The organism is Pelomonas lactea, assembly GCF_043555885.1.
Taxonomy (GTDB): Bacteria; Pseudomonadota; Gammaproteobacteria; order Burkholderiales; family Burkholderiaceae_C; genus Pelomonas; species Pelomonas lactea.
Genome location: NZ_JBIGHX010000003.1, coordinates 570,540 through 590,239, shown reverse-complemented (window position 1 = coordinate 590,239; position 19,700 = coordinate 570,540). Strand labels below are relative to the sequence as shown.

Sequence of the window (19,700 nt, the reverse complement as noted above, 5' to 3'; positions counted from 1 at the left end):
GGAATCAAGCAATGGACGCGAACGACGTCAAGAAACAAGCCGCGGCGGTGATGATCGGCAGCCTGGAGACGCCCACGCTGACCAAGGCGGAACTCGCCGAGCTGTTGTTCGACAAGCTGGGCCTGAACAAGCGCGAGTCCAAGGACATGGTCGAGGCCTTCTTCGACATCCTGCATGACAGCCTCGTCAAGGGGCAGGACGTGAAGCTCTCGGGGTTCGGGAACTTCAACATCCGCCGCAAGGCGCCACGCCCGGGTCGCAACCCGCGCACCGGCGAGTCCATCCCCATCAAGGCCCGCAACGTCGTGACTTTTCACGCCTCCCACAAACTCAAGGGGCAGGTGCAAGGCGATGCGCCCGCCGAGGAAGACTTCGAGTAGAGTCTGTCCTCCCCTCGCGAACTTGTTGATTTGCAATGGAAAAGGCGCTTCCCGCCATCCCCGCCAAACGTTACTTCACCATCGGTGAGGTCAGCGAGCTGTGCGGCGTGAAGCCCTATGTGCTGCGCTACTGGGAACAGGAGTTCACCCAGCTCAAGCCCATGAAGCGCCGTGGCAACCGGCGCTACTACCAGCACCATGAAGTGCTGCTGATCCGCCGCATCCGCGACCTGCTCTACGACCAGGGCTTCACGATCAGCGGCGCGCGCAACCAGTTGAGCGAAGGCCTGCCTCCCGCTGCAGCGCAGAACTTCCGTGACGAAGCCGAGGCCGCTCACGCGCTGGACGGGGACGTCGACGGCGACGACGACCTCGAGGTGCCGGACGAACTGCTCGCGCAGGCTCCGGTGGCGCGTCTGCCCGCCGCTCACGCAAAACCCCTCAAGGCTGCGGAGGCGTCGTTGACGCTGCCGGTGTTGGCCGTCGAGAACATCACATCGCTGGAGCAGGTGCGCGCGGAGCTGCTCGCCATCCGCGCCACCCTTCTCACCTGAGACAGCAACGAAATCTGGCCTAAATTGGATTAAGGCCCGAATTCCTGGGTTATACTGCTTGGCTCAGTCGGGGCGTAGCGCAGCCTGGTAGCGCACTTGCATGGGGTGCAAGGGGTCGCGAGTTCGAATCCCGCCGTCCCGACCATTTTATTGAAGTAGATCAACGGGCCACGTCGCAAGACGTGGCCCGTTTTTCCTTTCCGGGTCGTCATCGTCGGACGATGCCACGAGCAGCCCCGCCGGCCTGGGTCGCCGCACGCCTCACAACCCCTCATCGATGAAATTTGCGCCCGCCGGGCGCTTCAGCTACGTCGCCGCCACCCAACCTGGTTGCGCTACCACACAATGCGCGCCAAAACCAAGGAGACGCGCTTTGAAGATGCAAGCACTCATCGGCCTGGGCTGCAGCGTGGCGCTGGCGGGCCTGGCGGCGGCGGCCCCGGCGGCCGATGTCGACGCGCAGGCCCGCGACATCGTCGCCCGGCTCACGCCGGACGAGAAGGTGGAACAGCTGCTCAACGGCGCGCCGGCCATCCCGCGGCTGGGCATCCCGGCCTACAACTGGTGGACGGAGTCGCTGCACGGCGCGTTCGGCCCCGGGCCGACGACCAATTTCCCGCAGCCCATCGGCCTGGCCGCCGCCTTCGACGCGGCGCTGATGCAGGACGTGGCGGCCGGCATCTCGGCCGAGGTGCAGGCCGTGCATGCGCTGGGCCGCGGCAAGGACAACCCGAACCGCATCGGCGGCGCGCTGAACACCTGGTCGCCCAACATCAACATCTTTCGTGACCCGCGCTGGGGCCGTGGCCAGGAGACCTATGGCGAAGACCCCTTCCTGACCGGCGAGCTGGGCAAGGCCTTCGTGCGCGGCATGCAGGGCCCGGAGCCCGCGCGGCCGCGCGTCATCGCCAGCCCCAAGCATTTCGCCGTGCACAGCGGCCCGGAGTCCACGCGCCATTCGGCGGACGTGTGGGTGTCGCTGCAGGACCTGGAGGACACCTACCTGCCCGCCTTCCGCGCGGCCATGGTGGACGCCCATGCGGGCTCCCTGATGTGCGCGTACAACCGCGTCAACGGCGAGCCTGCCTGCGCCAGCCACAGCCTGCTGGTGAAGACGCTGCGCGAGGACTGGCAGTTCAAGGGCTACGTCGTCTCGGACTGCGATGCGGTGGTGGACATCCACGCCCACCACAAGGTCGCGCCCGATGCCGTGGCCGGCGCCGCCGCTGCGCTGAAGGCCGGCGTGGACAACGAGTGCAACGTCGCCACGCTGTCACACACGCCAGGCCTGGGCGACCGCTACCGTCAAGCGCTGCAGCGCGGCTACCTGCGCGCGGCCGACATCGACCAGGCGCTGGTGCGGCTGTTCTCGGCGCGGCTGCGCACCGGCGACCTGCCGGGCCTGGCCGAGCGCCCGGCGCCACCGGCCAGCGTCATCAACGCGGCCGAACACCGCGCGCTGGCGCTGAAGGCCGCCGTGCAGAGCCTGGTGCTGCTGAAGAACGACGGCACGCTGCCGTTGCCGGCCGCCAAGCGCATCGCCGTCGTCGGGCCGCTGGCCGACGCGCGGCGCGTGATGCGGGGCAACTACTCGTCGGCGCAGACCGGGCCGACGCTGACCGTCCACGAGGCGCTGCGCCAGCAGTTCCCGGCCGCGCAGGTAGCGCTGCTGCCCTTCGGCCCGTCCATCACCGACGGCGACCCCGTGCCTGCCAGCGCCTTCATCGGCCCCGACGGCCAGCCTGGCCTGCGCGCCAGCTACTTCAATCTCGCCGCCGGCTCGCCCCGGGCGCCCGGCCAGCGCCGCTTCGAGGCGCGCCCCTTCGCCAGCCACGACGTGCCGGCGCTGGACTCGCGCCCGCGCGACTTCCCGCTGGCCGACGACGTGACGCGCACCGTCTGGACCGGCCAGTTCATCGCGCCCGAGACCGGCAGCTACCGCCTCGGCCTGGCGGGCATGCGCGGGCATCTGCGCATCGGCGCGCGCGACGTCGTGCTGGCCCGCCGCGCCACGCAGTGGGCCGAGCCCGTGGCCCTGACCCGGGTCGATCTCAAGCAGGGCCAGCGCGTCGCGCTGCGCTTCGAGACCGAGTCGGGCGTGTCCGCGCCGCCCGGCATGGTGTGGAAGCGCGTGTCGCGCCAGCCGCTGGCGGAGCTGGCCGCCGCCGCGCGCGAGGCCGACGTCATCGTCGCCACCGTGGGTCTGACGTCGGACCTGGAGGGCGAGGAGATGCCCGTCAAGATCGACGGCTTCTCGGGCGGGGACCGCACCCATCTGCAGCTGCCGGCCGACCAGCGCGCCTACCTGCAGGCGGCCGCGAAGCTGGGCAAGCCGCTGGTGGTCGTGAACCTCAGCGGCAGCGCGGTGGACCTGTCCTGGGCGCATGCCCACGCGGCGGCCGTGCTGCAGGCCTGGTACCCGGGCGAAGGCGGCGGCCAGGCCATCGCGCAGGTGCTGTCGGGCGCCGCCAACCCGGCGGGGCGGCTGCCGGTCACGTTCTACCGCAGCGCGGACGACCTGCCGCCCTTCGACGACTACCGCATGGCCGGCCGCACCTACCGCTTCTTCGACAAGCCGGTGGTCTACCCCTTCGGCCACGGCCTGAGCTACTCGAGCTTCCGCTACGAGCCGGCGCGCATCGAGGTGCTCGACGACGGCCGGGACATCGCGCTGCAGGTGCACACCGCCATCACCAACACCAGCAGCCGGGACGGCGACGAGGTGGCCCAGCTCTACCTGACCCCGCCCGCCTTCGACGGCAGCCCGCGGCTGGCGCTGCGCGGCTTCCAGCGCCTGCACCTGAAGGCCGGCGAGCGGCGCGAGCTGAGCTATCGGCTGTCGGCGCGTGACCTCAGCTTCGTGGACCGCGACGGCGTTCGCCAGGTCATGCCCGGCAGCTACCGCCTCAGCGTGGGTGGCGGCCAGCCCGGCACCGGCGCGCCCGTCCAGGCCGCCACGTTCACGCTGCCCCGCCAGCAACTGTTGCCGCGCTGAGCGCGGCCCCATCTCCGAAAGGCCCTGCCCCATGCGCCCTCTCCGCTCCGCGCTGTTCGCCCTGCTGATCGCCTGCACGGGCGCCTTCGCCCAGGACGGCACCATCCGCCCCATCCCCGCCCCGCCGCAGCCGCCCGCCATCCCGCTGGGCACCGGCGGCGTGGACGGCCAGCCCGCCGCCGAGAGCTGGTTCCACCAGTGGGGCCAGCCCATGGTGCGCAACGTCAGCGCGGCCACGCTGACGCCCTTCCTGCCGGCGCCTGGCAAGGGCAACGGGGCCGCTGTGCTGGTGGCGCCGGGCGGGGGCTTCCGCTGGCTGGCGATCAACCACGAGGGCTGGCAGGTCGCCCAGGCGCTGGCCGACCAGGGCATCGCCGCCTTCGTGCTCAAGTACCGGCTGCAACCCACGCCCGAGTCGGTGGCGGGCTTCAAGGACTCGATGGACCGCATGTTCTCGGCCGCCGGCAGCAGCGACACCAACCCGCGCGCGCTGCTGCCCGACCTGGCCAACCAGCTCGCCGACGCCGAGGCCGCCCATGCGCTCATCCTGTCGCGCGCCAAGGAATGGGGCGTGGACCCGCAGCGTCTGGGCATGGTCGGCTTCTCGGCCGGCGCGGGGCTGACGATGCACGCCACGCTGAACTCCAAAACCATGAAGCTGGCCTTCATCGGCCCCATCTACGGCGGCATGGGCCCGGTCACGGTGCCCAAGGACGCGCCGCCGATGTTCAACGTCATCGCGAGCGACGACTTCCTGTTCAAGGGCCAGTTCGGCGTCGTCAAGGCCTGGTTCGACGCCGGCCGGCCGGTGGAGTTCCACCTGTACCAGAACGGCGGCCACGGCTTCGGCCTGGGCTACCCCGGCAACACGGCCAACGGCTGGTTCCCGGTGTTCCTGCGCTGGCTGGACGTCAACGGCTTCCTCGCGCCGCGGCGCTGAGCGCTCAGGGCTGCGGCGCGCGCAGCCGCCGCTGCGCCCAACGGGCCAGCACGCCCAGCACGGGCAGCTTGGCGTAGAGCTCCTCCGCGGCGTCCCAGTAGTCGCGGTGCAGCGTAACGAGGCCGGCCTCGTCGAACACCAGGTGGCTGGCGCCGCGGATGAGCAGGGCCGGCGCGCTCGCCTGCCCGCGGCAGTGGAACTCCCAGGTCAGGAAGGCGTCATCGCCCTGGCACACGGTCGTCGCGACGACGAAGCGCGCCTCGTGCAACGTGTCGAACATGTGCGTGAACACGCGCTCGATGGCGGCGCGGCCGGTGACCTCGTTGAACGGGTCCTTGAAGTGCGCCGCGGGCGCGTACAGCGCCAGCAGCGCGGGCACGCTGGCGCGCGTCAACTCCGTGTAGGCAGTGGCCAGCGCGGCGACGCGCGGATCGGTGGTGACGGGGGCCATCCGGTCAGGCCCCCGTGGTGCGCCGCACGGCGGCGAAGTACCAGGCGTCGGGCAGGCAGCGCAGCAGCCGCATCCAGGCCGTGAAGCGACGCGGGAAGTTCATCTCGAAGCGGCCGCGCGCCCAGCCGGCCAGCATCGCGCGCGCCGCTTCCTCCGGCGTGATCAGCGCGGGCATCTTGAAGCCGTTCTGCGCCGTCAGCGGCGTGTCCACGAAACCCGGGTTCACGATGGACACGCCCAGCCCCTGCGGGTGCAGGTCCAGGTACAGGCTCTCGGCCAGGTTGTTCAGCGCCGCCTTCGTGGGCCCGTAGGCCAGCGACAACGGCAGGCCGCGGTAGCCCGCCACGCTGCCCACCAGGCTGAGGTGACCCTGGCGCGCCGCCAGCATGCGCGGCAGCAGGCCCTGCAGCAGGTACAGCGCGCCGCTGTAGTTCACCGCCAGGTGGCGCTGCATCTCGGCGAGGTCGAAGTCCCTGGCTCCGACGGGCCGGTAGTGGCCGGCGCAGTACACCACCAGCGCCGGCACCTGCCCCGCCAGCGCGTGCACCGACTGCACGGCCTGCGCCACCGCGTCGGCGTCGGTCACGTCCAGCGGCAGCGCGTGGCAGCCTGGGTGGGTGCCGACGAAAGCGCCCAGCGCGTTGGCGTCGCGCGCCGACACGATGACGCGCGCACCGCGCTCGTGCAGCGCCGCCGCGGTGGCGCGGCCGATGCCGGTGGAGGCGCCGATGATCCAGGCCCAGCGGCCCTGCCAATCGGTCAGCGGGGGATTGAGCGGCACGGTCAGTCCTTCGTGAAGGACAGCGTCACGTCGCCCAGGTGGACGCCGAACTTGCTCATGGCGGTGCGGTTGAGCACCGTGCGCGCATCCATGCGGTACATCCAGTCGTCCATCGTGACGTTCCAGACGCGGCCGTCCACCGGCAGCGCCAGCGTGTAGGTCCAGCGGAAGGCGTTGCCCGAGCTCTCGCCCAGCGCCTCGCCGACGACATCGTCGGCCCGGCCGCTGAAGCGCCCGTTGCCCAGGTCCTTCAGGTGCCAGACGCGGCGCTGCTTGCTGCCGTCGCTGTACGTGAAGTGCTCGTCCAGCGTGCCGCTGTCGCCCTGCCAGGTGCCGGTCATCGTGACGGTGAAGCGCTTGACGACGCGGCCCGAGCGGTCGGTGAACATGCCGTGCGCCGTCAGCGGGCCGCTGAGGTACTCGCGCAGGTTGATGGGCGGCGTCTCGCGGGCGTAGTCCTGCACCTGCGGGCCGGCACAGCCGGCCAGCGCCAGCGCGGCGCCCGCGGCCAGCAGCGTGGGGGTGAATTGACGGCGCTTCATTCGCGTTCCTTCCAGTCGATGTGGCGGCGTTCGGCACGCCACAGCCAGCCGGCTGCGGCGATCTTGAGCAGGCAGGGCAGCCCGCCGTAGGCCCAGGTCAGCGCCTGCAGGCCCGTGCTGTCGCGCTGGCCCGGCGTGTAGCCGGCCAGCGCCAGCAGCGGCAGCGCCAGGCCGGCGGCCAGCGCGAGGTTGAGCTTGGTCATGCAGGCCCACCAGCCGAGGTAGCGGCCCTCGCCGCGCTGGCCGTCGCCGGCCGCCTGGATGACGCCCGTGAGCAGCGCACCAGGCAGGGCCAGGTCGGCGCCCAGCATCAGGCCGCTGGCGGCGCAGACGATGCCGAAGGCCCAGGTGTCGCCGGCACCCAGCAGCGGCGTCACGGCAAAGGCCGCCACCGCCGCGGCCATGCCCGCGCGCCAGGCCGGCGCCAGGCCCCAGCGCGCGCCGGCCTTGACCCACAGCGGCAGGCCCAGCACGGCCGCGCCGAAGTAGGCCAGCAGCAGCACGGGCTGCAGGTCGGGCGCCTGCAGACGGTCGGCGATGAAGAAGGGCAGCAGCGTGGCCGGGATGGCGGTCGCGATGCCGTTGAGCATGAAGACGACGGCCAGCCGCCGGAAGGCCGGCTGGCGCCAGGGCGTGGCGGTGGCCGCACCGTCCTCGGCGGCCGGCTGCGGCGCCGGCACGCGGCGCAGGCCCAGCAGGCCCAGCAGCAGCAGCCCGGCCAGCACGGCGCTGGTGACGCCCCAGCCGGCCAGGGCCGGCAAGGCGCTCGCGAACAGCACGCCGGCCAGCGTGCCGGCCTCGCGCCAGCCGGCCACGCGGGCGCGCAGCTCGGGCCCGCCGCCCCAGCGCGTGCCCCAGCTCTGGTGCAGGATGCTGACGCCGCTGTAGGCCAGCGTGCACAGCAGCAGCGCGCCGGCCAGCCAGGGCAGCACGACGGCCGGCCCGCCCTGCGGTGGCCACCACAGCGCGGCAAAGGCCAGTGCCATCAGCAGCGCACCGAGCGCCGCCGCCGCCCAGGCCCGGCCCCGGTTGAACAGGCCGTCAGCGAGACGGCCCAGTGCGGGGTCGATGACGGCGTCCAGCGCGCGCACGGCCAGCACCACGCCGCCCAGCGCCGCCAGCGGCATGCCGAACGCCGTGGCGTAGTGGTAGGGCAGGTTCACGTACAGCGGCAGCGACACGAAGGCCAGCGGCACGGCCAGGCCCGCATAGGCGAGGCCGCGCGGCCAGGGCAGGCCGGGCAGTGCAGCGGGCGCGGTCGCAACGGCTGGCATGGTGTTCTGCCCTGCTCTGCCCGCGCCTCAGCGCGCCAGCCCCAGCAGCGACTCGCGCAGCGCGGGTGCCGAGGTCTGCGGCGCCAGCCAGATGCCGAAGAACAGCCGCGCGTACTCGGCGTCGCTCACGGCGGCGGTCTGGCGGCCATTGTGGAAGAAGCGCACGCTGCCCCCGCCGTCGTGCAGGCCCAGCAGCCGGTCGCCGGGCACGACGTCGGGGAAGGCCTGCTTCATCAGCGCCAGCCAGCGCGCGGCCTGGGCGTCCTCGAACTTGCCGACGCGGCGCATCTCGGCCACCGAGCGCTCGGCGATGGCGGCGCCTTCGAGCTTGCGGTCGTAGCTGAGCTCCAGCCCCAGCGGCTGGCGCGCGTAGTCGGCCGGCTCAAAGCCGGGCTTGACCCACAGCCGCGCCTCGTACACGCGCAGCCCGAAGAAGCGCAGCACGCCGCTACCGCGCAGCTGGGGCTGCGGCACCACGGGCTGGAGTTCGGCGGGTGCGGCAGGCGCGCTGGGTTGGGCGTGGGTGGTGGTCATGGCAGGCAGGGCAAATGCGGCAAGGGTGACAAGGGCCGCGCGGCGCGGGGTGGTCATGGTGCTCAGGCCGCCGGCTTGCGCAGCGTGAACTGGACGACGTCGGTGCTGCCGGCATCGAACGCGGCCTCGCAGTAGGCGAGATAGAAGGTCCAGATGCGCTGGAAGCGCAGGTCGAAACCCTGGCGCTGCACGGCGTCGATGTCCTTCAGGAAGGCGTCGCGCCAGCGGCGCAGCGTCTCGGCGTAGTCGCGGCCGAAGGCCAGCTTGTGCTCAACGACGAAGCCGGCGCGGCGCGCCTCGGCCTCGAACGCGCTGGGGCTGGGCAGCAGGCCGCCGGGGAAGATGTATTGCTGGATGAAGTCGGTGGAGCGCAGGTAGCGCTCGAACAGGTCGTCACGGATGGTGATGCTCTGGATGCAGGCACGACCGCCGGGCTTGAGGCAGGCGTTCAGCGTCTCGAAGTAGCCGCGCCAGTACTCGCGGCCCACGGCCTCGAACATCTCGATGGAGACGATGGCATCGAAGGGCTGGTCGGCGTGCTGCTTGGGCAGGTCGCGGTAGTCCTGGTACAGCAGCTCGACCGCCTGCTGCAGCCCGGCGTTGCGCATGCGCGCCTGGCCCCACTGCAGCTGCTCGCGGGACAGCGTCACGCCGGTCACGCGGGCGCCGAACTCGCGCGCCGCCATCTCGGCCAGGCCCCCCCAGCCGCAGCCGATCTCCAGCACGCGGTCGCCCGGCTTGACGCCGGCCTCGCGCAGCGCGCGGCGCACCTTGGCGTCCTGCGCCTCGACCAGGCCCACGTCGCGCGGGTCGCGGCCCTCGAACCAGGCCGAGCTGTAGCTCATGCCGGGGTCCAGCCACAGGCGGTAGAAGTCGTTGCCCAGGTCGTAGTGGGCATGGATGTTCTTGGCGCTGCCGCTGCGCGAGTTGCGGCGCAGCAGGTGGCGCAGCCGGTAGGCCAGGCGCCCCCACCAGCGGCCGTAGATCAGGCCCTCGATGTGCTCACGGTTGGCCAGCGCCAGGCGCAGCAGGCCGGCGAGGTCGGGCGTGTCCCAGTCGCCGTCGATGAAGCTCTCTGCCAGGCCGATGTCGCCGGACTTGAGCACGCGCTCGAACAGCGACCAGCGCTGCACGCGCAGCGCGGCGCGCTCGCCGTCGCCGCTGCCGAGGCTCAGCTGGCGGCCGTCCGGCAGCTGCAGGTCCAGCCGGCCGTGCGGCAGGCGCTCCAGCATGCGCAGCAGCCGGTGCGCGGCGGCCGGTGCGGTGGCGGGCAGGGCCTGGGGATTGGCGAGAGTGGTGGCTTGGGTCATGTCAACGACTCACGAGGTGATCGGGGGCCTGGGGCTTGCTGAAGAACGGCACGCGCCGGGCCCACAGCCGCAGCGCCTGCCAGTGAATGCGGGCGACGACGCCCATCGTCATGAAGGGCATGCGCCACACGGCGAGCCGGGCGCTGGCCGGCGTCAGCGGCTGCAGCACGCCGCCCACGCTGGTCTGCAGCAGCGGGCCCTGCGCGTCGTGCAGGTCCACGCGCACCAGCGTGCGCTCGGCCGTGCGCTCGAAGCGGAAGCGGTACTGGCCCTGCGTGCTGCAGAACGGCGACACGTGGAAGACCTTGGCCGCCCGCTGCTCGACGCCGAAGGCCAGGTCCGGGCCGGCCAGCAGATAGACGTGCCGCTCGCCGAAGGTGTTGTTGACCTCGGCCAGCGCCGCAGCCAGCGAGCCGTCGGCGCGGTGGGCGTACCAGAAGCTCACCGGCTTGAACGCATAGCCCAGCATGCGCGGGAAGGTGTGCAGCCAGACCTCGCCATCGGCATCGGTGATGCCTTCGCGGGCCAGCAGCTCGTCGAACCAGCCCAGCGCGTCATCGCCGCCGTCGCCATGGTCGCGGTCCTGGAAGCTCAGCCAGCCGCGGCCGTTGCGGTTCAGCGCGGCGCAGCCCTGCTCGCGCAGCCGGCGCATGGGCAGCAGCAGGAAGCAGCCGCCGTAGCGGAACTCATGCGCGACCGGGCGCAGGCGCCGGTGCCAGACCGGGCCGAAACCGATCAGCGGCTGCGCACTCACGCGGCACCCCGTTCCGCCGCCGGCGCGGCCGCCAGCTGCGCCAACACGCCGTCGGCCGCCTCGAAGCCCGCGCGCAGGCCGTCCTCGTGGAAGCCATAGCCGCACCACGCGCCGCAGAACCAGGTGCGCTGCTGCCCCTGCAGCCCGCCCACGCGCTGCTGGGCCTGCAGCGCGGCCAGGTCGAACACGGGGTGGGCGTACTCGATGCGGCGGTGCACGTGGCGCTCGTCGATGTCGCGCACCGGGTTCAGCGACACGATGACCGGCTGCTGCCACGGCAGCGGCTGCAGCCGGTTGATCAGGTAGTGCAGGCAGACCTGCGCCTGCTCGCGGCCGGCGTCGGTGGCGCGCTCGTAGTTCCACGCCGCCCAGGCGGCCTGGCGCCTGGGCAGCACGCCGGTGTCGGTGTGCAGCACGGCCACGTTGGGCTGGTAGCGGATGGCACCCAGCACCGCGCGCTCGTCGGCGCTGGCGCCGTCGCCCAGCAGCGCCAGCGCCTGGTCGCTGTGGCAGGCCAGCACGACGCCGTCGAAGGCCTCGCTGCCCGCCGCGGTGCGCAGCAGCACGTGCGAGCCGGCGCGCTGCAGGCCCAGTACCGGCGTGTCCAGCCGCGCGTCGGGCAGCTGCGCCACCAGCCGGCGCACGTACTGGCGCGAGCCGCCGCGCACCGTGCGCCACTGCGGCCGGTCGCTGACCTGAATCAGCCCGTGGTTGTGGCAGAAGCGGATCAGCGTCTCGATGGGGAAGTCCAGCATCTGCTCCGTGGGACAGGACCAGATGCAGCCGATCATCGGCAGCAGGTAGCCGTCGCGAAAGCCCGCGCCGAAGCGGTGGCCGTCCAGGAACTCGCGCACGCTGCCCTGCGCCATCGCGCCGCCCTGCCCGGTCGCCAGCGCCGTGGTCAGCCGGTTGAAGCGCAGGATCTCGGCCAGCATGTGCAGGAAGCGCGGGTTCAGCAGGTTGCGCTTCTGCGCGAACACGGTGGCCAGCGAGCTGCCGCTCCACTCCAGCCCGCCGCCGCCAGCGCGCGGCGCCTGCACGGAGAACGACATGTCCGAGTCGGCCACCTCCACGCCCTGCTCGGCGAACAGCCGGGTCAGCAGCGGGTAGGTGCGCTCGTTGTAGACGAGGAAGCCGGTGTCCACGCCATGGCTGACGCCGTCCAGGCACAGGTCCACCGTGTGCGCATGGCCGCCGAAATGGCTGCCCGCCTCGAACACCGTGACGCGCGGCCCGCCGGGCGACGTGGTCAGCCGCCAGGCGGCGGCGAGGCCGGCGATTCCCGATCCGATGACGGCGATGCGCTGCATGGGCTTACCTCCTGAACTATTGAGATCAAAACTTGAACTCATCAGTTCACACAATAACTCATGAGTTCAAAAATTGCACCAAATAGTTTTTTTCGACTCGCCGCCACCTAGAATCGCGGCATGGGAGTACGTCAGTCGATCCGTGAGCAGATGCAGCGCGTGCGCGAGGACGCCATCGTCACCGCCGTGAACCGCCTGCTGGCCCGCAAGGGCTACGACGCGATGACGGTGGACGAGGTGGCCGCCGAAGCCGGCATGGCCAAGGCCAGCCTGTACAAGCTGTTCACGTCCAAGGAAGAGCTGGCCGGCGCAGCCATGGTGGGTGTGCTGGACCGGGCGCTGGCCTTCGTCGACGAGCTGCGCGCCCGCGGCGACGCCGGTGGCGTGACGCCGCTGGACCAGCTCAAGGCCGTGACCGGCTGGGCCATGCAGACGCAGCTGGAAGGCGAGATGCCGTCGCTGCCGGCGCAGAACTCCAGCCTCAGCGCGGCACTGCAGGCCAACGACGCCTACATGGACCGGCTGATCTCGCTGAGCAACCGCCTGAGCATCTGGATCGCCGAGGCCCAGACCGGCGGCCAGCTCAAGGCCGATGTGCCGGCGGAGCTGGTGCTCTACACGCTGTTCGCACGCGCCTGCGACCCGGTCGTCGCGCTGCTGAAGGACTCGGGGCAGTACACCCACGCGCAGATCATCGAGTGGGTGAACGGCACGACCTTCGACGGGCTGGCGGGCTGAAGCCCATCAATCCTCTTCCAGCGGCGCCAGCAGCAGGCTCAACTCGGGCGCGCTGAACTTGGTCAGCAGCGCGCCGTCGTCGCTGCCCAGCAAGCCGTCGGCCAGCGCCTTCTTGCGCGCCTGCAGCTCCAGCATGCGCTCCTCGATGCTGCCCTGGGCCACCAGCTGGTAGGCAAACACCGGCTGGTCCTGCCCGATGCGGTGCGCCCGCGCGCTGGCCTGGGCCTGCACGGCGGGGTTCCACCAGGGGTCGACGTGGATGACGGTGTCGGCCGCCGTCAGGTTCAGCCCCACGCCGCCGGCCTTCAGGCTGGCCAGCAGCACCGGCACCTCGCGCGCCTGGAAGCGCCGCACGATGTCACCGCGCTGTGCGGCCGGCGTGGCGCCGGTCAGCCGCAGGTGCGGCACGGGCACCTCGGCGGCGATCAGGTCCAGCATCTCGGTGAACTGCGAGAACACCAGCACACGCCGGCCCTGCGCCACCAGGTCCGGCAGGTGCTCGCGCAGCCAGTCGAGCTTGGCGCGCTCGGTGTGCGGCGCCATCTCTACGCCCTTCACCAAACGCGGGTCGCAGCAGACCTGGCGCAGCTTCAGCATCGCGTCCAGCACGCTGATGAGGCTGGTGGGCGTGAAGCCGTCGCGCTGCAGGATGCGGCGCACCATGTGGTCGGCGGCGACGCGCACGCTCTCGTACAGCTGCTTCTGCTGGCCCACCAGCGGCACACGCTTCACCAGCTCGGTCAGCGGCGGCAGTTCGGTGGCCACCTCGGTCTTGAGCCGGCGCAGGATGAAGGGCCGCACGCGCGCCGCCAGCAGCCGCGCGCGCGGGCCGTCGCGGTTGACCTCGATGGGCTTGCGCCAGTGGCGCGCGAACGTGCGCGAGTCGCCCAGGAAGCCGGGCATCAGCAGGTCGAACAGCGACCACAGCTCGCCCAGGTGGTTCTCCAGCGGCGTGCCGGTCAGCGCCAGCAGGTGCCGCGCGTCCAGGCGGCGCAGCGCGCGCGCCGCACGAGCCTGCGCGTTCTTCACCGACTGGGCTTCGTCCAGGATGAGCAGATGCCAGGGCCGGGCCGACAGCGCGCGCAGGTCGCGCCAGACGAGGTTGTAGGTCGTCAGCACGACATCGGCGCCGGTGAGGTTCAGCGCCGCACGGTCCGCGCCGTGCCAGGTCTTGACCGCCAGTCCCGGCGCAACGCGCGCAGCCTCCTGCTGCCAGTTGAACAGCAGCGATGTGGGCACGACGACCAGCGCGGGCCGGTCCAGCCGCCCGGCCTGCTTCTCGGCCCAGACGTGGGCCAGCGCCTGTGCCGTCTTGCCCAGACCCATGTCATCGGCCAGGATGCCGGCGAGGTTCTGGGCACGCAGGTATTGCAGCCAGGCCAGGCCGTGGAGCTGGTAAGGCCGCAGTTGCAGGCCCAGGCCGGGTGGCTGCTCGAACGCAGTCGGTGCGCCCGCCGCCAGCAGCCGCCGGCCCAGCGCCTTCAGGCCCGCGTCACCATGGATCTGCCAGCGGCCGCGCGCTTCGTCCTCGATGACACGGAGGCGATCCGCGTCCCATTCGTTCAGCTTGAGCGGCTTGCCCTTCTCCAGCTCGGCGGGTTTGAGCAGGTCCAGCAGCGCCAGCATCATGGCCTTCAGCGGCGCAGCAGCGGCGTGATAGCGCCGCCCGCCCGGTGCGCGCAGCGACACGATGGCGTCGTCCTCGATGGCGGCGATGGCCACGGCGTCCAGCCAGCGCTTGTCGCGGCGCAGCAGGTTGGCGATCAAGGGTGCCAGGTCCAGCGTCCTGCCGTCGACCTCCATGCCCAGGCTCACCAGCCAGGCGCCTGTGCGGCGCTCCAGCGCCAGACCTTCGACGCGGCGGCTGGGCTTGGGCGCCTCTTGTTCGGTGTCTTCCGTCAGCCCCAGTTGCCAGCCGCTGACGAACTGGCTGTGGTGGGCAAAGCCGGGCTCGGTCGTGACCTGCCAGCCCTGGGCCTGCAGCTCGGGCACGGCCTCGGCATGGAAGTCACCGAAGAACTCTTCCTGCGGCGTGGTCCAGAGTGACTCGCCGCCCAGTGGCTGCGGCGTGCCGCGCCACTGCAGCAGCGCGGGGTCGAGGGCGATGAGGCCCAGCTTGATGAGGATTTGCTCGGCGTCGGCATCCCGCCGCGCCAGCGTCGCCACCGTCACCTGCTCGCCGCGCGGGCCTAAAGCGCCGCGCGGACGCAGGCCCAGCAGGCCATCGCCGCGCGTCAGCGTGCGCAGCGTCAGGTGGGGTGGAGCAACAGACATCGCGACAGTCTCGCAGGCCGCGAGACCGTCGCGAGGGTCGGGCACTTAGGCCAGCACGCCCTTGATGTGGGCGGCAATGGCGTCATCCTGGCAGTTCGTGAAGAACAGTTCCTGGAACTTCTCGCCCGACACGGCGGCCTTCAGCAGGTCCTGGTCGACGCTCTTCAGCACGGTCAGCATGTCCTTGCAGGAGGCGGCCTTCAGGTCCTTCAGGATGCCGCGGTTCTTGGCCATGATGGCCGCGCGCTCCTTGGGGTAGCCGGCGCCGCGCTCGTTCTCCAGCAGCTTGCGGTAGCAGTCCTGCAGGTTCAGCTCGGCGGCCCAGCCGAAGCCCTTGGCATAGGGCATGGACATGGCGTTGCCGTCGTTGATCTGGCCGAACAGGAAGGCGTCGGTCGGGTCGATGACCAGGCCGCAGAACACGCCGGGCATGCTGTTACAGGCCAGCATGGAACCCATGCCCGTGCCGCAGCCGGTGATGACGAAGTCGGCGGCCTTGCTGTTCAGCAGGATGCCGGCCAGCAGGCCGTTCATGACGTAGGTCAGCGAGGCCTTGTCTTCCGGCGTGTACATGCCGTAGTGGTGGACTTGGTGGCCCAGCGGCTCAGCGACGGTCTTGAGCGCGTTGTGGACGATCTCGGACTTGGCGGCCTGGCTGTTCTCGATGATGAGGGCGATCTTCATGGCGGGGGCTTTCTGAGGCGAATCGGGTGGGGGCAAAGCCGGTTCGGCTCGGGCCAGAGGGGCCGCAAGCGCAGACCGTCGGGCCAGGGGTTGGTCCCCCGCAGGGGCGGACGGCATGGTCCGGGTGCCCACCTGGCCCGCCGCGCACCTCATCGTCGAGGTGCTGGCGCAGCGCTATTGTGCCCGTTATTGGAACGTCGTTTCAGAAAACCGCCAATCCCGGGGCGGCGCAGGGTCAGGCGGGCCCGGGCGTGCCGCCCGCCTCGGCCGGCGTGAGCTTGTTGAGGCGCCGCCCCTGCGTGGGCAAGGCCTTCAGGTACTTGAAGGTGCCGGTGGCGTGCGCGCAGAGCTTGCCGTCGCCGCCGAACACCGAGCCCTCGCAGAAGGCCATGGTGGCGGTGCGGTGCAGCAGCCTGGCGTGGCAGCGCAGCTCGCCCTCGCCGGGACGCATGAAGCTGGTCTTCATCTCCACCGTCACCACACCCGGCCCCATGCCTGGCTGGTGGCGGTGGATGCTGCGCGCGGCGTGGGCCATGGCCACGTCTAGCAGCGTCATCAGCACACCGCCGTGGGCCACCTCCCAGGAGTTCAGGTGGCCTTCCTGCAGGTCGACGCGGATCTCCGCCTCGCCATCGCCCAGGCTGTGCAACTCCAGCCCCAGTTGCTGGACGAAGGGGATGCGAACCGGGAAGTTCAGCGGCGGGGGCGGGCGGTGGCTCATGGGTCAGTTCCCGTGCACGGCGCTGACGCCGCCGTCCACCGCCAGGATCTGGCCGGTGATGTGCTTGCCGGCCTTGGAGGCGAACAGCAGGGCCGCGCCCTTCAGGTCTTCGTCGTCACCCAGGCGGTTCAGCGGCGCGTGCGAGGCCATCTTCTCGGCGCCCACGGCGGCCAGCAGGCCCTGCGTCATCTTGCTGGGGAAGAAGCCCGGCGCCAGCGCGTTGACAGTGATGCCGTACTGGCCCCACTCGCCCGCCAGCGCGCGCGTGAAGTTCACGGCCGCGCCCTTGCTGGTGTTGTAGGCGATGGTCTTCATCGCGCCCGAGTTGCCGGACAGGCCGGCGATGGACGCGACGTTGATGATGCGGCCCGACTTGCGCGGAATCATGCTGGCCTTGGCCACGGCCTGGGCGAACACGAACAGGCTGCGGATGTTCAGGTCCATCACCTTGTCCCACGCGGCAATCGGGTGCTCCTCGGCCGGCGCGCCCCAGGTGGCGCCGGCGTTGTTCACGAGGATGTCGATCTGACCCAGCCGCTCCATGGTCTCGGTGACGACGCGCTGGGCCTCGTCTTCCTTGGCCGCGTCCGCCGCAATCCAGCGGGCGTCGATGCCGCGCGCCTGCAGGTGGGCCGCGGCCTCTTCCAGGTCGGCCGCCTTGCGCGAGGTCAGCATGATCTTGGCGCCGGCATCCCCCAGCGCCTCGGCGATCTGCAGGCCGAGGCCGCGCGAGCCGCCGGTGACGAGGGCCACTTGGCCAGTCAGGTCGAAAAGGTCTTGGACTTTGGTGCTCATTGACGTGTCTCCTCAGAGGTATTCAGCTTTGATGTCCCGGCACAGCGGCTCGCGACGAGCCACGACGTCCAGCCACGCGGCTATCTTGGGCAGCTCGTACGCGAAGAAGTAGCGGGCCGCGGCGCGCTTGCCGTGGGCGAAGTGGCTGTCGCCGCTCACCGCCAGCACCACGTCCAGCCACAGCCAGGCCAGCACCGTGTGGCCGAAGGCCTGCAGGTAGGGCACGGCGTTGGCCAGCGCTTCTTCCGGCTCGCCGGTGCTCCAGGCCTTCTTCGTGGCGCCACCCACCTGGGCCAGGGCCGCGGCGAGTTGGTTGGCCTGCGGTGCCCAGTCGGTCTGGATGGCGCGCTCGATCGTCTGCTGCACGCGCGCGGCCAGCGCGGCCAGCGACGCCCCGCCCTGCTGCACCACCTTGCGGCCCAGCAGGTCCAGCGCCTGGATGCCGTGCGTGCCCTCGTGGATCATGTTCAGGCGCTGGTCGCGCCAGTACTGCTCGACCGGGAAGTCGCGCGTGTAGCCGTAGCCACCCAGCACCTGGATGGCCAGCGAGTTGGACTCCAGGCACCACTCGCTGGGCCAGCTCTTGGCGATGGGGATCAGCACGTCCAGCAGCGCCTGCGCACCGGCCCGGTCTTCGCCCGTGGCGAGCTCGTCGACCAGGCGCGCGCAGAACAGCTCCAACGCCAGGCCGCCTTCCACATAACTCTTCTGTGCGAGCAGCATGCGGCGCACGTCGGCGTGTTCGATGATGGGCCGCTGGGGGCTAGCGGCGTCTTTGCCCGCGGCCGTCATGGGCCGGCCCTGCGGGCGCTGCTTGGCGTAGTCCAGGCTGGCCTCGTAGCCGGCGTAACCGAGCATCACCGCGCCCAGGCCGACGCCGATGCGGGCCTCGTTCATCATGTGGAACATGGCGCGCAGGCCCTCGCCGGGCTTGCCGACGAGGTAACCGATGGCGCCCTTGCGCCCGCCCGGCGTGAAGCGACCTTCGCCGAAATTCAGCAGGCAATTGGTGGTGCCGCGGTAGCCCAGCTTGTGGTTCAGGCCAGCGAGGCTCACGTCGTTGCGCTCGCCGGTCAGCTCGGCGCGCTCGTTCACCAGCTTCTTGGGCACGATGAACAGCGAGATGCCCTTGGTGCCCGGGATCAGCCTGCCATCCGGCCCCGGCACCTTGGCCAGCACCAGGTGAACGATGTTCTCGGTGATCTCGTGCTCGCCGCCCGAGATCCACATCTTGTTGCCCGTGAGCCGGTAGCGCGGGCCGAGTGCGTCAGCCTCGTCCTCCAGCTCGGCGCGGGTGGCGATGTCGGACAGCGACGAGCCGGCCTGCGGCTCAGACAGGCACATGGTGCCGAACCAGCGGCCGGCGAACTCGTTCTTCGCAAAGACTTCGCGCTGCAGCGGCGTGCCGTGGGCCATCAGCAGGCTGGCATTACCCGAGGTCAGCATCGCGTAGCCGCCCATGGCCACGCTGGCCTTGCTGAAGAAGGCGTTGCCCGCCATCTCGATGACGCAGGGCAGCTGCATGCCGCCCACGTCGTAGTCCTGCGCCGCGGCCAGCATGCCGGACTCGGCATAGGCCCGCGTCGCGTCGTGCGTGGCCTGCGGCAGGTGCACGCGTTCGCCGTCGAAGTGAGGCTCCTGCGTGTCGGCCAGCCGGTTGAACGGCGCGAACTTCTCGCGGGCGATCTTTTCGCAGGTGTCCAGCACCGCGGAGAAGGTTTCCGCCGAGTGCTCGGCGAAGCGCTCACGCGCGGTCAGGTCGCCGGCCTTCAGCCAGTCGAACAACAGAAAGTCCAGCGTCTCGCGCATGCCTCAGCTTCTTTGCGATGTGATGATGAAATTCAGCCGCCAGGCGGGGTCCAGTCCGTCGGGGCGCGGGTAGCGCTTCAGCGCGTCGGCGGCCAGACGGTCGACGCGCGGCGCCAATGCCTTCAGTTCCTCGCGGGCGCGCGCCTTGCCGGTGTCCGGCTGCGACCACGACTCCGCGCGTTGGAAGCCCGGCGCCGAGCCGCGGATGGCGCCGGCACCGACGCCCGCGTCCATGGCCTCCTGCGTCAACTGGTCGGTTGCCAGCGTCAGCTGGCCGCTGGCCGGCAGGAACAGCGCCGGCAGGCCCTCCCCGGTGCGGGTGGTGACGAACTCGGCACCCACCGAGGCCAGCACGCCCACGACGTACACGCAGCCGTCCAGCCGGGCCGCGCTCCAGCCACCCAGCGCGGTACTGAAACGCTCCACGTCCTGTCGGGCCTCCGGCGCGACCTCGCAGTCGCGCGGCAGCGGCAGTTCGGCCCGCTGGCCCCACCACAGCGCCAGGCCCTTGTCCGGTCCGGCCGCGGGCGAGGCGTACAGCGCCGCCAGCCGCGCCGGCACGCCGGGCTGCTCCTGCGCACGCAGGTAGAAGCGCGCCGCGCGTTCGGCGCTGGGCTTGAGGCACAGCCCCTGTTCGAACATCGAGCCGGCCAGCACCAGCACGGCCGGCGACGGCTTCTCAAGAGCGCTGTTGAGCGCGCGCGCGGCCGACGCGCAGTCCTTGGCCTCGATGGCCTTCACGATGGGCGTGGTGTCGGCAGCAGGCACCGTTTGCGCAGTGACGGTGCCACAGACGGCCAGCAGCACCGAGGCGGCCAGGGGAAGGGCAAGCAGTTTCATCAGCAGACTCCGTG

At 71.1% G+C, this 19,700-nt stretch carries 19 protein-coding genes and 1 tRNA gene; 6 read left to right on the top strand and 14 right to left on the bottom strand.

From position 1 onward, the window contains the following. Window positions 1–11 precede the first annotated feature (11 nt). From ACG04Q_RS11190 to ACG04Q_RS11170, 5 genes are all read left to right on the top strand, one after another. Window positions 12–380 (top strand): integration host factor subunit alpha, encoded by a 369-nt coding sequence (locus tag ACG04Q_RS11190; protein WP_394511004.1) that lies wholly within the window; start codon window positions 12–14, stop codon window positions 378–380. 35 nt (window positions 381–415) lie between these two features. Continuing rightward, window positions 416–934, top strand: coding sequence for a MerR family transcriptional regulator (locus ACG04Q_RS11185; RefSeq protein WP_394511003.1), 519 nt, complete (start codon window positions 416–418; stop codon window positions 932–934). Between the two features lie 68 nt (window positions 935–1,002). After that, window positions 1,003–1,079, top strand: a tRNA-Pro gene (locus tag ACG04Q_RS11180). 234 nt (window positions 1,080–1,313) lie between these two features. Then, window positions 1,314–3,929, top strand: coding sequence for a glycoside hydrolase family 3 C-terminal domain-containing protein (locus ACG04Q_RS11175; protein WP_394511345.1), 2,616 nt, complete (start codon window positions 1,314–1,316; stop codon window positions 3,927–3,929). A 31-nt stretch (window positions 3,930–3,960) separates the two neighbouring features. Then, complete coding sequence (locus ACG04Q_RS11170; RefSeq protein WP_394511002.1) at window positions 3,961–4,869, top strand: alpha/beta hydrolase; 909 nt, start codon at window positions 3,961–3,963, stop codon at window positions 4,867–4,869. A gap of 4 nt (window positions 4,870–4,873) precedes the next feature. Here ACG04Q_RS11170 and ACG04Q_RS11165 read toward each other — a convergent pair whose 3' ends face one another. Genes ACG04Q_RS11165 through ACG04Q_RS11130 form a run of 8 tightly spaced genes read right to left on the bottom strand, consistent with a single transcriptional unit; the run spans window position 4,874 to window position 11,825 of the window. Continuing rightward, on the bottom strand, window positions 4,874–5,320 hold the full coding sequence (locus tag ACG04Q_RS11165) for a nuclear transport factor 2 family protein (RefSeq protein ID WP_394511001.1): 447 nt from the start codon (window positions 5,318–5,320) through the stop codon (window positions 4,874–4,876). A gap of 4 nt (window positions 5,321–5,324) precedes the next feature. Then, window positions 5,325–6,101, bottom strand: a complete 777-nt coding sequence (locus ACG04Q_RS11160) for an SDR family NAD(P)-dependent oxidoreductase (RefSeq protein ID WP_394511000.1) — start codon at window positions 6,099–6,101, stop codon at window positions 5,325–5,327. Between the two features lie 2 nt (window positions 6,102–6,103). Continuing rightward, a complete protein-coding gene (locus ACG04Q_RS11155; protein ID WP_394510999.1) occupies window positions 6,104–6,643 on the bottom strand; it encodes a DUF3833 domain-containing protein in 540 nt (179 codons plus the stop codon). Next, entirely contained in the window at window positions 6,640–7,917 is a 1,278-nt protein-coding gene (locus tag ACG04Q_RS11150) for an MFS transporter (protein ID WP_394510998.1), read from the bottom strand. The genes ACG04Q_RS11155 and ACG04Q_RS11150 overlap by 4 nt, the downstream gene beginning before the upstream one ends. A gap of 27 nt (window positions 7,918–7,944) precedes the next feature. Then, window positions 7,945–8,508: a chalcone isomerase family protein gene (locus ACG04Q_RS11145; protein ID WP_394510997.1), complete on the bottom strand. Its 564-nt coding sequence runs from the start codon at window positions 8,506–8,508 to the stop codon at window positions 7,945–7,947. Between the two features lie 5 nt (window positions 8,509–8,513). Continuing rightward, window positions 8,514–9,761, bottom strand: a complete 1,248-nt coding sequence (locus tag ACG04Q_RS11140) for a class I SAM-dependent methyltransferase (RefSeq protein ID WP_394510996.1) — start codon at window positions 9,759–9,761, stop codon at window positions 8,514–8,516. 1 nt (window position 9,762) lies between these two features. Further along, a complete protein-coding gene (locus ACG04Q_RS11135; RefSeq protein WP_394510995.1) occupies window positions 9,763–10,515 on the bottom strand; it encodes a DUF1365 domain-containing protein in 753 nt (250 codons plus the stop codon). Further along, window positions 10,512–11,825, bottom strand: a complete 1,314-nt coding sequence (locus ACG04Q_RS11130) for an NAD(P)/FAD-dependent oxidoreductase (RefSeq protein WP_394510994.1) — start codon at window positions 11,823–11,825, stop codon at window positions 10,512–10,514. The genes ACG04Q_RS11135 and ACG04Q_RS11130 overlap by 4 nt, the downstream gene beginning before the upstream one ends. A gap of 120 nt (window positions 11,826–11,945) precedes the next feature. Between ACG04Q_RS11130 and ACG04Q_RS11125 the strand changes: the two genes are divergently transcribed. Next, a complete protein-coding gene (locus ACG04Q_RS11125; RefSeq protein ID WP_394510993.1) occupies window positions 11,946–12,563 on the top strand; it encodes a TetR/AcrR family transcriptional regulator in 618 nt (205 codons plus the stop codon). 6 nt (window positions 12,564–12,569) lie between these two features. Here the strand turns inward: ACG04Q_RS11125 and ACG04Q_RS11120 are convergent, their stop codons facing one another. From ACG04Q_RS11120 to ACG04Q_RS11095, 6 genes are all read right to left on the bottom strand, one after another. After that, window positions 12,570–14,837 (bottom strand): DEAD/DEAH box helicase, encoded by a 2,268-nt coding sequence (locus ACG04Q_RS11120; protein WP_394510992.1) that lies wholly within the window; start codon window positions 14,835–14,837, stop codon window positions 12,570–12,572. Between the two features lie 45 nt (window positions 14,838–14,882). Then, on the bottom strand, window positions 14,883–15,521 hold the full coding sequence (locus ACG04Q_RS11115; RefSeq protein WP_394510991.1) for an RpiB/LacA/LacB family sugar-phosphate isomerase: 639 nt from the start codon (window positions 15,519–15,521) through the stop codon (window positions 14,883–14,885). A gap of 235 nt (window positions 15,522–15,756) precedes the next feature. Further along, entirely contained in the window at window positions 15,757–16,242 is a 486-nt protein-coding gene (locus ACG04Q_RS11110) for a PaaI family thioesterase (protein WP_394510990.1), read from the bottom strand. 3 nt (window positions 16,243–16,245) lie between these two features. Beyond that, window positions 16,246–17,037 (bottom strand): SDR family oxidoreductase, encoded by a 792-nt coding sequence (locus tag ACG04Q_RS11105; protein ID WP_394510989.1) that lies wholly within the window; start codon window positions 17,035–17,037, stop codon window positions 16,246–16,248. A 12-nt stretch (window positions 17,038–17,049) separates the two neighbouring features. Beyond that, complete coding sequence (locus ACG04Q_RS11100) at window positions 17,050–18,846, bottom strand: acyl-CoA dehydrogenase (RefSeq protein ID WP_394510988.1); 1,797 nt, start codon at window positions 18,844–18,846, stop codon at window positions 17,050–17,052. A 3-nt stretch (window positions 18,847–18,849) separates the two neighbouring features. After that, a complete protein-coding gene (locus tag ACG04Q_RS11095) occupies window positions 18,850–19,686 on the bottom strand; it encodes a hypothetical protein (protein ID WP_394510987.1) in 837 nt (278 codons plus the stop codon). Window positions 19,687–19,700 lie beyond the last annotated feature (14 nt).

Bases quoted from the DNA above. Each gene is read 5' to 3' on its own strand.
- ACG04Q_RS11120 (WP_394510992.1), bottom strand. From the start codon at position 14,837: ATGTCTGTTGCTCCACCCCACCTGACGCTGCGCACGCTGACGCGCGGC.
- ACG04Q_RS11185 (WP_394511003.1), top strand. From the start codon at position 416: ATGGAAAAGGCGCTTCCCGCCATCCCCGCCAAACGTTACTTCACCATC.
- ACG04Q_RS11165 (WP_394511001.1), bottom strand. From the start codon at position 5,320: ATGGCCCCCGTCACCACCGATCCGCGCGTCGCCGCGCTGGCCACTGCC.
- ACG04Q_RS11125 (WP_394510993.1), top strand. From the start codon at position 11,946: ATGGGAGTACGTCAGTCGATCCGTGAGCAGATGCAGCGCGTGCGCGAG.
- ACG04Q_RS11150 (WP_394510998.1), bottom strand. From the start codon at position 7,917: ATGCCAGCCGTTGCGACCGCGCCCGCTGCACTGCCCGGCCTGCCCTGG.
- ACG04Q_RS11110 (WP_394510990.1), bottom strand. From the start codon at position 16,242: ATGAGCCACCGCCCGCCCCCGCCGCTGAACTTCCCGGTTCGCATCCCC.
- ACG04Q_RS11100 (WP_394510988.1), bottom strand. From the start codon at position 18,846: ATGCGCGAGACGCTGGACTTTCTGTTGTTCGACTGGCTGAAGGCCGGC.
- ACG04Q_RS11095 (WP_394510987.1), bottom strand. From the start codon at position 19,686: ATGAAACTGCTTGCCCTTCCCCTGGCCGCCTCGGTGCTGCTGGCCGTC.
- ACG04Q_RS11175 (WP_394511345.1), top strand. From the start codon at position 1,314: ATGCAAGCACTCATCGGCCTGGGCTGCAGCGTGGCGCTGGCGGGCCTG.
- ACG04Q_RS11145 (WP_394510997.1), bottom strand. From the start codon at position 8,508: ATGACCACCCCGCGCCGCGCGGCCCTTGTCACCCTTGCCGCATTTGCC.
- ACG04Q_RS11130 (WP_394510994.1), bottom strand. From the start codon at position 11,825: ATGCAGCGCATCGCCGTCATCGGATCGGGAATCGCCGGCCTCGCCGCC.
- ACG04Q_RS11170 (WP_394511002.1), top strand. From the start codon at position 3,961: ATGCGCCCTCTCCGCTCCGCGCTGTTCGCCCTGCTGATCGCCTGCACG.
- ACG04Q_RS11190 (WP_394511004.1), top strand. From the start codon at position 12: ATGGACGCGAACGACGTCAAGAAACAAGCCGCGGCGGTGATGATCGGC.
- ACG04Q_RS11105 (WP_394510989.1), bottom strand. From the start codon at position 17,037: ATGAGCACCAAAGTCCAAGACCTTTTCGACCTGACTGGCCAAGTGGCC.
- ACG04Q_RS11140 (WP_394510996.1), bottom strand. From the start codon at position 9,761: ATGACCCAAGCCACCACTCTCGCCAATCCCCAGGCCCTGCCCGCCACC.
- ACG04Q_RS11155 (WP_394510999.1), bottom strand. From the start codon at position 6,643: ATGAAGCGCCGTCAATTCACCCCCACGCTGCTGGCCGCGGGCGCCGCG.
- ACG04Q_RS11115 (WP_394510991.1), bottom strand. From the start codon at position 15,521: ATGAAGATCGCCCTCATCATCGAGAACAGCCAGGCCGCCAAGTCCGAG.